This window comes from Micromonospora sp. NPDC049051 (assembly GCF_043197575.1).
Lineage (GTDB): Bacteria > Actinomycetota > Actinomycetes > Mycobacteriales > Micromonosporaceae > Micromonospora.
Genome location: NZ_JBICTL010000007.1, coordinates 66,094 through 78,537 on the forward strand (window position 1 = coordinate 66,094; position 12,444 = coordinate 78,537).

Annotated in this window: 12 protein-coding genes; 4 read left to right on the forward strand and 8 right to left on the reverse strand. The window is 74.4% G+C overall.

All coding sequences use genetic code 11. From position 1 onward, the window contains the following. Window positions 1-95: 95 nt before the first annotated feature. The 5 genes from lon to ACGFIR_RS26535 all read right to left on the reverse strand — a co-directional run bounded on the left by lon (window position 96) and on the right by ACGFIR_RS26535 (window position 5,571). Window positions 96-2,426: an endopeptidase La gene (gene lon, locus ACGFIR_RS26515; RefSeq protein ID WP_393007118.1), complete on the reverse strand. Its 2,331-nt coding sequence runs from the start codon at window positions 2,424-2,426 to the stop codon at window positions 96-98. 38 nt (window positions 2,427-2,464) lie between these two features. Further along, window positions 2,465-2,722 carry a hypothetical protein gene (locus ACGFIR_RS26520; RefSeq protein WP_393007116.1) on the reverse strand — a complete coding sequence of 86 codons (258 nt, stop codon included), beginning with the start codon at window positions 2,720-2,722 and terminating at the stop codon, window positions 2,465-2,467. A gap of 19 nt (window positions 2,723-2,741) precedes the next feature. Further along, window positions 2,742-3,848, reverse strand: a complete 1,107-nt coding sequence (locus ACGFIR_RS26525) for a putative manganese transporter (protein ID WP_393007114.1) — start codon at window positions 3,846-3,848, stop codon at window positions 2,742-2,744. Between the two features lie 71 nt (window positions 3,849-3,919). Next, window positions 3,920-4,789 carry a manganese catalase family protein gene (locus tag ACGFIR_RS26530; RefSeq protein WP_393007112.1) on the reverse strand — a complete coding sequence of 290 codons (870 nt, stop codon included), beginning with the start codon at window positions 4,787-4,789 and terminating at the stop codon, window positions 3,920-3,922. A gap of 86 nt (window positions 4,790-4,875) precedes the next feature. Further along, entirely contained in the window at window positions 4,876-5,571 is a 696-nt protein-coding gene (locus tag ACGFIR_RS26535; RefSeq protein ID WP_393147815.1) for a sensor histidine kinase, read from the reverse strand. Between the two features lie 94 nt (window positions 5,572-5,665). Here ACGFIR_RS26535 and ACGFIR_RS26540 point away from each other — a divergent pair, with 94 nt between their 5' ends. Then, window positions 5,666-6,307, forward strand: coding sequence for a response regulator (locus ACGFIR_RS26540; RefSeq protein WP_393147817.1), 642 nt, complete (start codon window positions 5,666-5,668; stop codon window positions 6,305-6,307). Between the two features lie 136 nt (window positions 6,308-6,443). After that, window positions 6,444-6,791 (forward strand): Lsr2 family protein, encoded by a 348-nt coding sequence (locus ACGFIR_RS26545; protein ID WP_393007105.1) that lies wholly within the window; start codon window positions 6,444-6,446, stop codon window positions 6,789-6,791. A 484-nt stretch (window positions 6,792-7,275) separates the two neighbouring features. On the opposite strand, the gene ACGFIR_RS26550 is transcribed toward ACGFIR_RS26545, so the two are convergent. After that, on the reverse strand, window positions 7,276-8,568 hold the full coding sequence (locus ACGFIR_RS26550) for a hypothetical protein (RefSeq protein WP_393147819.1): 1,293 nt from the start codon (window positions 8,566-8,568) through the stop codon (window positions 7,276-7,278). A 247-nt stretch (window positions 8,569-8,815) separates the two neighbouring features. Continuing rightward, entirely contained in the window at window positions 8,816-9,700 is an 885-nt protein-coding gene (locus tag ACGFIR_RS26555; RefSeq protein WP_393147821.1) for a hypothetical protein, read from the reverse strand. Between the two features lie 156 nt (window positions 9,701-9,856). On the opposite strand from ACGFIR_RS26555, the gene ACGFIR_RS26560 reads away from it, so the two are divergent. Next, on the forward strand, window positions 9,857-10,450 hold the full coding sequence (locus ACGFIR_RS26560) for a GNAT family N-acetyltransferase (protein WP_393147823.1): 594 nt from the start codon (window positions 9,857-9,859) through the stop codon (window positions 10,448-10,450). Window positions 10,451-10,529: 79 nt separating this feature from the next. Then, complete coding sequence (locus ACGFIR_RS26565; protein WP_393147825.1) at window positions 10,530-11,258, forward strand: helical backbone metal receptor; 729 nt, start codon at window positions 10,530-10,532, stop codon at window positions 11,256-11,258. Between the two features lie 29 nt (window positions 11,259-11,287). Here the strand turns inward: ACGFIR_RS26565 and ACGFIR_RS26570 are convergent, their stop codons facing one another. Continuing rightward, window positions 11,288-12,241, reverse strand: a complete 954-nt coding sequence (locus tag ACGFIR_RS26570; protein ID WP_393147827.1) for a TerC family protein — start codon at window positions 12,239-12,241, stop codon at window positions 11,288-11,290. Window positions 12,242-12,444 lie beyond the last annotated feature (203 nt).

The following is a 12,444-nucleotide window of genomic DNA, read 5'->3' on the forward strand; positions in this document are numbered from 1 at the left end:
CCCGACGCCGGGCGTGACCGGGGCCGGGCGACGCGGTCGGGCCTCCTGCGGGAAGGGTCCCCTGCTGCCGGGCAGCAGGGACCCTTCCGCACCGCTCAGGCGGCGGTCAGCGCCGGGTCGGGGCGGGTGTCGGCGTCGGCCGGGCGCAGCGCCAGGGCGAGCACGTCGGCGACGTCGGCCAGGGTGTGCACGGTCAGTGCCTCCCGGACCTCGGCGGGCAGGTCGTCCAGGTCCGGCTCGTTGCGGGCCGGGATGATCACCTCGGTCAGGCCGGCCCGGTGGGCGGCGAGCAGCTTCTGCTTCACCCCGCCGATGGGCAGCACCCGGCCCGAGAGGGTCACCTCGCCGGTCATCCCGAACTCGGGGCGCACCGGCCGGCCGCTGGCCAGCGACGCCAGCGCGGTCACCATGGTGATGCCCGCGCTGGGGCCGTCCTTGGGCACCGCGCCCGCCGGCACGTGCAGGTGGATCCGCCGCCCGGCGAGGGCGTTCGGGTCGAGTCCGAGCCGCCGCCCGTTGGAGCGCAGGTACGACAGCGCGATGTGCGCCGACTCCTTCATCACGTCGCCGAGCTGACCGGTCAGGGTCAGCCCCGGCTCGCCCTCCATGCTGGTGGCCTCGATGAAGAGCACGTCGCCGCCGGCGCCGGTGACCGCCAGCCCGGTGGCCACGCCGGGCACGGCCGTTCGCTCCGCCGACTCGGGGGTGAACTTCGGCCGCCCGAGGTAGGTGGCGAGGTTGCCGGTGTCGACGCGGACCGGCGCCGGGTCGGTGGCCAGGGCCACCGCGACCTTGCGCAGGATCTTCGCGAGCGCCCGTTCGAGCTGCCGTACGCCGGCCTCCCGGGTGTGCTCCCCGGCGATCCGGGCGAGGGCGTCGTCGGCCACGGTCACCTCGTCGGCGGTGAGCCCGGCCCGCTCCCGCTGCCGGGGCAGCAGGTGGTCCCGGGCGATGGCGACCTTCTCGTCCTCGGTGTAGCCGTCGAGGGTGACCAGCTCCATCCGGTCCAGCAGCGGGCCGGGGATGGCCTCCACCACGTTGGCGGTGGCCAGGAAGAGCACGTCGGACAGGTCGAGGTCGACCTCGAGGTAGTGGTCGCGGAAGGTGTGGTTCTGCGCCGGGTCGAGCACCTCCAGCAGGGCCGCGGCCGGATCGCCGGAGTAGCCGGCGGCCAGCTTGTCGACCTCGTCGAGGAGCACGACCGGGTTCATCGAGCCGGCCTCGCGCAGGGCACGCACGATCCGGCCGGGCAGCGCGCCGACGTAGGTGCGCCGGTGGCCGCGGATCTCGGCCTCGTCGCGTACGCCGCCGAGGGAGACCCGGACGAAGTTGCGGCCGAGCGCACGGGCGATCGACTCGCCGAGGCTGGTCTTGCCGACGCCGGGCGGACCCGCGAGGGCGAGCACCGCGCCGGAGCCGCGCCCGCCGACGACGCCGAGGTTGCGCTCGGCACGCCGGTTGCGCACGGCGAGGTACTCCAGGATGCGGTCCTTGACGTCGGCCAGGCCGGCGTGGTCGGCGTCGAGCACGGCGCGGGCCGCGGCCAGGTCGGTGTCGTCCTGCGTACGGGTGCCCCACGGCATCTCCAGCACGGTGTCGAGCCAGGTGCGGATCCACCCCGCCTCCGGGGAGGCGTCGCTGGCCCGCTCCAGTTTGCCGACCTCGCGCAGCGCCGCCTCGCGTACCTTCTCGGGCAGGTCGGCGGCCTCCACCCGGGCCCGGTAGTCGGCGGAGCCGTCCGGCTCGTCCTCGCCGAGTTCCTTGCGGATGGCGGAGAGCTGCTGGCGCAGCAGGAACTCCCGCTGGGACTTCTCCAGCCCCTCGCGGACGTCGGTGCTGATCTGCTCGGCGACCTCCTGCTCGGCCAGGTGGTCCTTCACCCAGCCGACGAGCAGCTCCAGCCGGGCGGTGACGTCCTCGGCGGCGAGCAGTTCGGTCTTCTGGGCGAGGCTGAGCCAGGAGACGTAGCCGGCCGAGTCGGCCAGCTCGGAGAGGTCGGTCATCCGCTCGATCGCGTCGATGACCTGCCAGGCGCCGCGCTGCTGGAGCACGGACGTCATGAGGGCCCGGTACTCGCGGGCCAGCTCGCGGGCGCGCCCGGCGGGGGCGGGTTCGTCGAGTTCGGTCGCCTCGACCCAGAGGGCGGCGCCGGGTCCGGGCACGCCGGAGCCGATCCGGGCGCGGGACAGGCCGCGGACGACGGCGGCCGGTTCGCCGCTGGGCAGCCGGCCGACCTTCTCGATGGTGGCGATCGCGCCGACCGGGCCGTACTCGCCGTCGAGGCGGGGCACGGCGAGCAGCGTGCCCTCGCCGGTGGCGCGGGCCGCGTCGACGGCGGCCTGGGTCGTCGGGTCGAGGGTCACCGGGATCACCATGCCGGGCAGCAGCACGGCGTCGGTCAGGGGAAGTACCGGAAGAGTTGCCATCGAACACCTGCTATCGCGTTGAGTTGAGCGTGTCCAACTCAAGTAACAAATCGTTCCCCTTGTTCCGGACTGTGACCCAGACCACTGGCTCCCCGCGACACGCGCCCGGGGCGCAGCAGCTCCCGCAGCGGGCCGGCGCCCCCGCCGAGCGCCACCGCGAGCGGGATCGCCAGGCAGGTCAGCGCCAGCGCGGCGACGGTCCAGCCCGGCAGGCCGGCCACCGCGGCGACCCCGGTCAGCACGGCGAAGGCGAGGAGGTTGCGACGGGTGCGGACGATCGGAACAGCGACGGACATCGGGATCTGCCTTCCGTGGTCAGAGCAGGACGAGCAGGGCGGCGCCGACGGCCGCCGCCGGAACGGTGGTGACGACGGTGGCCAGCGCCGCCGAGTGCCGGCGCAGCGCGGCGAGCGGGATCAGGGCGTCACCGTCCTGGCTGATCGCGTTGGCGACCAGGGTGGGCAGCGGCAGGCCGCCGGTGACGTACAGGCCGGTGAAGACGATCTGCACCGCGCACCCAGGGATGAGGCCGATGCCGGCGCCGACCAGCACGCCGACGATCCCGGTCAGAGCGAGCTGAGAGCCGTCGAATCCGGTCATGGTCGTCACCACCTGCCAGCCCAGGTACGCCACAGCCACCCAGACGGTGACGAAGGACGCCTCGTGCGCGCTGTGCCGCAACGTCTCCCGCAGCGAGCGGGGCTGCGCGGTCTCCAGGCTGTCGTCGGCCAGCTTCCCCCGCCCGCCGGCGAAGATCAGCGCCGCGGTGAGCGAGCCGAGCACCCCCAGCGCCAGGTACGGGTCGACGCCCCCGAAGGACCGGGTCAGCGCGCCCGGATCGACCAGCTGGAACACCACCGGCACCGAGACCGCGAACGCCGGCGTGGTCAGCCCCCAGAACGCCGTGGACGCCGGCACGCGCGGCAGCAGGCCGCCGAGCAGCCGCCGCGCCCCGGCGAGGTCGGGCCCACCCGCGGCGGCCAGGCCCACCGGGGCGGGCGGGGCGGCGACCCGGCGGTCGACGGCGCGGGCCGGGTCGATGCCGAGCGCGTCGACGACGTACCCGGTCACCAGGCCGACCGCGAAGAGCAGCGCGTGGATCTTCAGGGCGAACACCGGGTTCCAGGCGAGCACCACCCACGACGAGTCCCCCATGGTGGCCGCCAGGGCGGCGACCACGGTGCCGAAGGAGACCTTTCCCCGCGCGTAGAGCGGCATCAGGATGATCGCCCCGCCGCAGCCGGGGCTGACGCCCAGCAGGGCGCCGACCAGCGGACCGAGCCGCGGCCGGTTGGTGAGCCCGTCGGTGACCCGGTCGCCGTAGCGCCAGCGCAGCCAGCCGAAGAGCGCCACCATGACGGCGACGTAGACACCCACCTGCATGAACGCGTCCGCGAGCGGGCGGAGCACGAGTTCGGTCACGGCACACCTCCGGTCGGGTACGGCGTCGCCGGGGCCGCCCGCCGCTCGCGGACGCCCCCGGCACGGCGGCGTCAGGTGAGCTTGTTCTTGACCTTGTTGACGGCGCCCTTGGCGAGGCCCGGATTCGTCCCGTAGAGCCTCGGGTCGCCGGGCGGCAGGACCGGCTCGGGCGCGTGCGCACGCGGGCTGTGGTCGTAGCGGAACTCGCCCTTGCCGTCGGGCGCCGGCCCGGACGCCCAGCGCCCCTCCGACGCGTCGGTGCCCGGCGAGAAGTCGAGGTACGTGTAGCTGAACTTCTCGGTGAACTCCCTGGAGTCGGGGAACGCGTCCGGCACCGGCATCTCCTCGAGGCCGTCCTCCTTGAGCTGCTCGATGGCCGCCATCCACATGTTCTGGTGCATGGTGTCGCGGGCCAGCAGGAAGCGCAGCATGTTCTTGACCCCGGGATCGTCGGTCATGTTGAACAACCGGGCCACCTGGAGCCGGCCCTGCGCCTCGGCGGTGACGTTGAGCTGGAAGTCGGCCATCAGGTTGCCGCTGGCGGTGATGAAGTTGCCGTTCCAGGGCACGCCGGCGCTGTCCACCGGGAGCGCTCCGCCGCCGCCGTGGATGAAGTGCGCCGGGTTCGACCCGCCGTAGATCGCCCCGACCATCGGGTTGTCGTCGGCGGCCTCCTGCAACGACAGCGGGGCGTTCTCCAGCAGGCGCGTGATCATCGTGGCGATCATCTCGACGTGGCCCATCTCCTCGGTGCCGACGTCGAGGAAGAGGTCCTTGTACTTGCCCGGCAGGCGGCAGTTCCAGCCCTGGTAGAGGTACTGGTTGGCGACCGTCATCTCGCCCCACTTGCCGCCCAGGATCTCCTGGAGCCGGCGGGCGAACGCCGCGTCGGGGCCGTCCGGCTTGGCCTCGAACTGCAGGTCCTTGATGTGACTGAACACGTGTCCTCCTCGGTGCCCGGCGGGCTGTCACCGAGGCGGTTCCCGCGAACGGCGACCCTGTCGGGTCAACCGGTGGCCCGGCGGGGTCAACCTGCGCCTGCCGGCACGGGCAGCACGACCTCGATGGCCACCCCGCGCGGTCGTAGCCGGTGCAGGCGCAGCCGTCCGCCGTCGGCGGCGAGCAGCCGCCGGACGATCCACAGCCCGAGCCCGGAGGCACCGGTACCGGGGGCGGGCCGGCGCAGCGCCTCGACGAGGGGCGGGTCGACCCGCCCCTCGTCGGTGACGACGATGCTGAGCCCGCGGCGGCCGAGCGCGGCGTGGATGCCGATCCGCCCCTCGGCCGGGCCGTGCCGCAGCGCGTTCTCCACCAGGTTCGTCACCACCTGCCGGGTCCGCCGCCGCGGCACCGGGCAGTCGCCGGCCGGCCGGGTCACGCCGGTCAGCCGCCGGTGCCGGGGCACCAGGGCCGCCGCGCCGCGCAGGATCTCCGCCAGCGGCACCGCCGGGTCCGCCGCCGGCGCGAGGGCCCCGGTGCCGGCGGCCGCGTCCCGCAGCAGCCCCTGCAGGTGTACGGCCTGCTCGTGGGCCAGCGCCGTGATGGCGCGCCGGTCGTCGCCGGTGAGCGCGACCCGGTCGTCCGCCAGCGCCCGGGTGAGCGAGGTGAGCGCGCTGACCGGGGTGCGGAACTCGTGGCAGAGCACGCGGAGCAGCAGGTGCGGGTCGGTGTCCAGGGCCGCCGGATCGGCGGGACCGGGTTCGGGCCCCGACCACCGGAGCACCCGCGGCGGTCCTGGCCACCCGTGCCGTCCGCGCATCCGCCCGACCTCCCTCGTTAGGCCGCATGATCGGTACCCGCTCGGGAACGGACCAGGCATGCCCGCTGCCCCCGTCGTCCGGCTGGCCGTCGTGGACGACCACCCGCTCTTCGTCCGCGGGTTGGAGTTGCTGCTGCCGGCGACGACCGACGGGCGGGCGGCGGTGGTGGGCTCCACCGGCGACGCCTCGGCCGCCGCCTCGCTGGTCGGCCGTTGCCTGCCCGACCTGGCGCTGGTGGATCTGCACATGCCCCCGCCGGGCGGGATCCGGGCGGTGGCGGCGATCCGGCGCACCACCCCTCGGGTTCGGGTGGTGGCCATGTCGGGCGGGGAGGACGTGGCTCCCGCCCTGGAGGCGCTGCGCGCCGGTGCCGAGGGGTTCCTGCCGAAGACCGCCGAGCCGGAGGAGTTGCTGCCCCCGCTGCTGGCCGTCCTCGACGGCTGGGCGGTGCTGCCGGGACACCTGCTGCGCGCGCTGCTGCGTCCCGGACGGGCGGCCCCGGTCGACCTCGACGACGAGGAACGCGCCTTGCTCCGGGCTATCGCGGCAGGTTGCAGCACTGTCGAGATCGCCGAACGGATGCATGTCTCGGAACGCACCGTGAAGCGTATGACGGCCGCACTACTGCGGAAGTTGCGCGTCTCCAGCCGGGCCGAGGCCGCGGCGCTCGCGGGCCATGCCGGCCTGCTCAGCGACTGAACCCCGGCTTTGCGTCACGCCGTTTTCCCGCGATAACGCGACGCGCCGAAATGAAGACGACGCGCTTTGTTGCGGATTCACCGTCGGATACGTCAAACTTTGACCACACCCCGCCCCACACAGGGAGTAATTGACGATGGCAAGAAAAGTAATCACGGTCCTGACCGACGACCTCGACGGTGGAAAGGCCGACCGGACCGTCGAGTTCAGTCTGGACGGCGTGGCCTACACCATCGACGTCTCCGACGAGAACGCGGGCGTGCTGCGCAAGACTCTCGACCCGTACATCAACGCTGGCCGGCGAATCGGTCGCGGCTCCGCCGAGACCGGGCGGCCGGCCCGGCGGGCGGGCGCGTCGGGCGGCTCGGGAATGGACCGGGAGCAGAACCGGGCCATCCGGGAATGGGCCACCAAGAACGGCTACAAGATTTCCGAGCGTGGCCGCATCCCGGTCGAGGTCGTCGAGGCGTACAAGAACCGCTGACCGCGCCGGGCTCACGCTCGGGCTGCTGCGGGGTCACGCTGAGGAATCAGCGCGGCCCCGCCGGTCTTTTCCCACGGCGGTCCATTCGCACGACCCGACGCCCGGTCGCTGGTCCATTCCCAGCCCGCCCCATTGCCCGCGTCAGCCTCGGCGAGTCGCCGTGCCCGCCTTGGTGGCCGAGAACGACACGCCGGTCGACCGCACGGCCGTGATCATCGCCACTGTCGCATCGACGCGGGCCGCACTCGCCGTGCTTCCCGAACGCAATGACGGCTTTGCCGAGCATTATCTCCACGGATCTCGGGACGGCCCGACAGCGGGGTCCTTCCCCGGCGGATCGCCGCCCTGCCTGCCGCCGCCAGTGCTGCCCGTCGCGCGGGCGCTGCCGTGGGCGCACCGACGGGGCCGTACGGGCACCCGCCCCCGTACGGCCCCGGTCAGTGTCGGGGCTGAGGTAAGCCGTCCCCACGTCGGCGAGGCGTCCTCAGCCGACCTGGATGCGCACCACGTCGAAGGCCGGCGTCTGGTTGGCCCGCTCCATCATCGGTACCCGGTGCGAGCCGTCGCCGGCCCAGACCGCGCACTGGGCGGTGCCGGATCCGGGCAGCCCGGGAATCTGGATGGTCACGTCGTCGGGCTCGGCGCCGCCACGGCTGTCCTCGGTGGCGACGAAGAACGCCGGCACCTCCTGCGGCTCCGGGGGCTGCCGGAGGCTGTCCAGCATCCGGCAGGCGGTGTGGAAATGGCCCCGCACCAGCCCCTGCCCGTTGAGCAGGGAACTCTCCACGTAGTACCCGCCCTGCCCGGCGGCGAGGAAACGGTCCCGGACCAGGTTGCGGGTGGAGACCCGCAGGGTGAACGGCTGGTTCGCGCCCACGCGGTCGGGGAATTCGGTGATCAGCAGCGACGGATTGTTCGCGGCGGCGCCGACCTCACCGAACGCGGTGCTGACGCACCGGTTGCCGTTCTGGAAACCGTCGTGCGGCTGCAACCGGCTGTCGTCGCAGTCGTTCGCGATCACCCCCAGCCCGGCGCCGGGCCCCCCGTCCCCGCCGCCATTGTTGCCACCGCCGTTGTTGCCACCGCCGTTGTTGCCACCGCCGTTGTTGCCACCGCCGTTGTTGCCACCGCCGTTGTTCCCACCGCCGTTGTTCCCACCGCCGTTGTTGCCGGTGGGTTGGACCTGGCATTCGGCGAGCCGGGCCAGGCCCTGCGGCCGGGGCCCCACCCGGTCGATCGCGACGGTGATCCGCTCCAGCGTCGCCCGGCGCTTGGCGGCCAGCGGCTGCAGGATCGCGGTGCGGACGAACTCCTCCCCCCGGCGGCCCTCGGCGGCGAGCCGCCGGTCCGCCTCGGCGATCTGGGTCACCAGCAGGTTCAGGTTCCGGTCGACCTCCGCGCGGGCGCGATCGGGCACCTGCGGGAGCTGGCCGGCCACGTCCGGGCAGGCCACGGCCGAGCCGCCGTTGTCGCCACCGCCGCGCGTCTGCTCGCACTCGGCCACCGTCTGCTGCCCGTCCCCCCAGTGGTTGCGCACCCACCGCCCGTCCTGCCAGGTCCGGCTGATGCCCCGGCCACCGGGCGCGGTCGCGCCGGGGCTGGGCTGCACGCAGGCGGCGGAGGCCGGCCGGGTGGGGCCCGAACGGCGGTCCTCCGCCGACGAGATCTGGGTCACGGCGACGATCCCGCCGAAGACGGCGAGCGTGCCGACGACCGCCAGCAGCCGCTTGCTCCGCGCGTTACCGGATGACCGGCGCGCCCGTGTGGACCTGCGCATCGAATTGCTCTCCTTCGCGATCCGGTAGTTGATCCGGGACCTCGGCGGACCGACGGAATTGCGGGGCGCACCCCGACGGGGACCCGTCGCGGCGGGCCGGTGGCACGTCGATGACCGACGATGCCCTTTCCGCACCGTCTGCCGCGCCCGCAGGGCGCGGTCGGGGAGATCCTGTCCGTTCCCGCAGGAGTACGGAACGCCCGGCGCGAAGGTTCAACGCCGTCCAGGAAACAAGGAGGGCGTGGGGTCAGTCCGCGCAGAGGTGGGCGAAGGCGAAACCGTCCGTCATCTCCTCGCGCCGCGACTCCAATAGCCGGATCTCGGCGAGCAACTCGTCGTGGGGCGTCAGCACGGGCCCGGCCGCGTCCAGCGCGCGCATCCGCTCGCCGACGGCCACCGCCGCCAGGTCCTCGGCCAGCCGCCCCGGATGCACCCCGGCGGAGACCCGCCGCTCGTGCACCGTCACCCGCTCCACGAGGCAGACGCCGGGGCGTACCTGCACCCAGCTCCAGCCCTCGGCGGGCCCGTCCGCCCAGCGCACGTGCAGGCCCCGCACGATCGGGTCGACCAGCCGCCGCGCCACGTACGCGTCGACGGCCGCGGCCCGGGCCAGGGCGCCGAGGTCGTTGACGGGACCGGTCCGCCCGTCGGGCAGCCGCCCGAGGATGTCCCGGAACCCGACCGGGGGCGCCTCGGCGTCGTCCGGCTCCCCCGCGCCCAGGGCCGCGTACGCGCGCGCGTCGATCACGTACGCCAGGATCCGGCGCCCGTGGGCGTCGGCCCGCAGCGTCGGCGACCCGATCCGCAGCACCGCCAGGCCGACGGCCTCGGCGACCGCGTTCTTCAGCCGCTCCACCCGCGGTGCCGGGGAGCCGGGGGACGCGACAGGGCCGATCTCGACGGCGAAGACCGGCAGGGCCGTGTCGGCGGCACAGACGACGAAGTCGTAGCCCTCCCGGCTGGCCGTGCTCCACTGGCTGCCGGTGACGCCCGGCGGGCGTCCCTGCGCCAACTCGCCGAGCCGGCGGGGGCCGTGCACGAGCTGGTCGCCCCGGGTGAGCAGCGGGCCGCGCCCGCCCTCCCCGACGACCGCGCGCAGCCAGGAGCCGTCCCCACCACCGGTGCTCGTCATCCGCCTGATCCGTCCGTCCCCGCCGCCGGTCCCGGCCGACGCGTCGGCCGGGGCGAGTCTAGGCGGTCGATCATGACCGGCGCGGCGGTGGTGTCCCCCCGACCCGCACGCCGCAATTCGGTTGAGGCTCGGCGCCCGCGCCGCTGGGATGGGCGGGTGAGCGTCTTCCTGAGCACCCCCCGACTGGTGCTGCGCGAGTTCACCCCCGACGACGCCGACCTGCTCGTCGGGCTCGACAGCGACCCCGAGGTGATGCGGTACCTCACCGGCGGTCGGCCCACCCCGCCCGAGGCGGTCCGCGAGCGCGTCCTGCCCCGCATCCTCGCCCACTACCGGCGACCGCCGGGGCTGGGGTGGTGGGCGGCGCAGGACCGGGGGTCGGGCGAGTTCCTGGGCTGGTTCGAGTTCCGCCCGACCCGCGACGGCGACGCCCGGGAGGTGGAGCTGGGCTACCGGCTGCGCCGGGCCGCCTGGGGCGCCGGGCTCGCCACGGAGGGCTGCCGGGCGCTGATCGACAAGGGCTTCGCCGAACTCGGCGTGCGACGGGTCACCGCGAACACCATGGCCGTCAACGCCGCGTCGCGCCGGGTCATGGAGAAGTCCGGGCTGCGACTCGTGCGCGCGTACGTCGGGGACTGGCCGGAGCTGATCGACGGCGCGGAGCACGGCGAGGTGGAGTACGCGCTGGCCCGCGAGCGCTGGCTGCGCCACGCCGCCGAGCAGCCCCGCCGCGCGCCGGCCGCGGACTGAACCGTGCCGACCCGCGCGGGTCAGGGCATGATCGACCGGTACGCCGGTGTCCGGCGTACCCGACCGGGGAGGTGCGCGGGTGCACGTCGTGTCGTTGGTGCCGTCGCTGACCGAGGCCGTCGCCCTGACCCTGCCGGGTCTGCTGGTCGGCGCCACCGACTGGTGCACCCACCCCGCCGGGCTGGAGGTGGCGCGGGTTGGCGGGAGCAAGTACCCGGACCTCGACCGGGTGCTCGCGCTGCGCCCCGACCTGGTCCTGCTCAACGTCGAGGAGAACCGCCGCGAGGACGCCGACGCGCTGGCCGCCGCCGGCGTCGCGGTGCGGGTGACCTATCCGCGTACCGTCGACGAGGCGCTGGCCGAGCTGGCGGCGCTGCTGGGCGACCTGGGCGCCCCGGCCGAACCGGAGTGGCTCGTCCGGGCCCGCCGGGCGTGGGCCGACCTGCCTGTCGCCCGGTCGGCCCGCCGGGCGGTGGTGCCGGTCTGGCGGCGGCCGTGGGTGGTGCTGGGCGCCGACACCTTCGCCGGCGACGTGCTGCGCCGGCTCGGCGTGAGCAACGCGTACGGCGACGACGTCGAGCGTTATCCCCGGCCGAGCCTCGACGAGCTGCGCGCCCGTACGCCGGAGCTGGTGGTGCTGCCCGACGAGCCCTACCGGTTCACCGCCGGCGACGGGCCGGAGGCGTTCCCCGGCGTCCCCTGTGCCCTGGTCTCCGGTCGGCACCTGACCTGGTACGGCCCGTCCCTCGCCGAGGCGCCCGCCGTGCTCCGCGCCCAGCTCGCCGACCCCGTCGTACGACCGGGCTGACCGCCCGGGTCCCGCCCGCCCGCGCGCGGTCAACCGCCCACGCGCCGACGCCGTTCCCGGGAGGCGTCGACCATGCTCCAGCCGATGGCGACCGACAGCGTCAGCACCACCACGACGAGGGTCAACCAGACCGGCAGCTTCCCGACCGGCGTCTCGGCCAGGATCAGCTTCACCCCGGCGAAGGCCAGCAGCACGGCCAGCCCGTACCGCAGGTGGCCGAAGTGCCGCAGCAGGCCGGCCAGGCAGAAGTAGAGGCTGCGCAGGCCGAGCACGGCGAACGCGGTCGCCGTCCAGACGATGAACGTGTCGGTGGTGATGGCGAGGATCGCCGCCACCGAGTCGATCGCGAAGATCACGTCGGTGGCCTCGATCGAGACCAGCGCCACCAGCAGCAGGGTGGCCCGGCGCCGGCCGTCGACCCGGACGGTGAACCGGCCGCCGTGGAAGCGGGACTCCGTGGGCACCAGCCGCCGGAACGCCCGGACCGCGACGTTGCGGTCGGGGTCGACGTCCGGCTCGCCGCGTACCGCCAGTCGCCACCCCGTCCAGATCAGGAAGGCGCCGAGCACGACCCCGGCCCAGGTCAGCCGCTCCAGCAGCTCGGCGCCGGCGAAGATGAAGGCCAGCCGGAACGCGAGCGCACCGACGACCCCCCAGAAGAGCACCTTGTGCTGGTACGCGGCGGGCACCCGGAAGTACCCGAACAGCAGCGCGAAGACGAAGACGTTGTCGACGGAGAGCGCCTTCTCCAGCAGGTAGCCGGAGAAGTACGCCACGGCCGGCTCGCCGCCCCGCCACAGCCAGATCACCAGGCCGAACGTGAGCCCCGCGGTGATCCAGATGCCGCTCCACAGCAGCGCCTCGCGTAGCTCGATCACGTGGTTGTCGCGGTGCGAGAGCAGGTCCACGGCGAGCATGACGGCGATGACCGCGCCCACCACCGCCCACGCCCAGAGAGGTACGGCGAACGTCGCCTCGTCCATCCGGCGTCCTCCGCATCCCCGACGGCGACCCCCGCGGCCGACGACGGCCGGCCGCGCGGGGTGCGCACCTCTCGGCCTGCGGCCCGGCCTCGCCAGCTGGGTCCGCGGACGCGGGTGACCGGGCCGCTCGACGCCGCCAGGGCCGCCCCCGCACCCGACGCCCCCACATCCTCGTCGCCGCCGCTGCGGCCCGGCGGCGGCCC

Excerpts from the sequence above, each read along its gene's own strand:
- lon (WP_393007118.1), bottom strand. The coding sequence starts at position 2,426 with ATGGCAACTCTTCCGGTACTTCCCCTGACCGACGCCGTGCTGCTGCCC.
- ACGFIR_RS26520 (WP_393007116.1), bottom strand. The coding sequence starts at position 2,722 with ATGTCCGTCGCTGTTCCGATCGTCCGCACCCGTCGCAACCTCCTCGCC.
- ACGFIR_RS26540 (WP_393147817.1), top strand. The coding sequence starts at position 5,666 with ATGCCCGCTGCCCCCGTCGTCCGGCTGGCCGTCGTGGACGACCACCCG.
- ACGFIR_RS26545 (WP_393007105.1), top strand. The coding sequence starts at position 6,444 with ATGGCAAGAAAAGTAATCACGGTCCTGACCGACGACCTCGACGGTGGA.
- ACGFIR_RS26550 (WP_393147819.1), bottom strand. The coding sequence starts at position 8,568 with ATGCGCAGGTCCACACGGGCGCGCCGGTCATCCGGTAACGCGCGGAGC.
- ACGFIR_RS26555 (WP_393147821.1), bottom strand. The coding sequence starts at position 9,700 with ATGACGAGCACCGGTGGTGGGGACGGCTCCTGGCTGCGCGCGGTCGTC.
- ACGFIR_RS26570 (WP_393147827.1), bottom strand. The coding sequence starts at position 12,241 with ATGGACGAGGCGACGTTCGCCGTACCTCTCTGGGCGTGGGCGGTGGTG.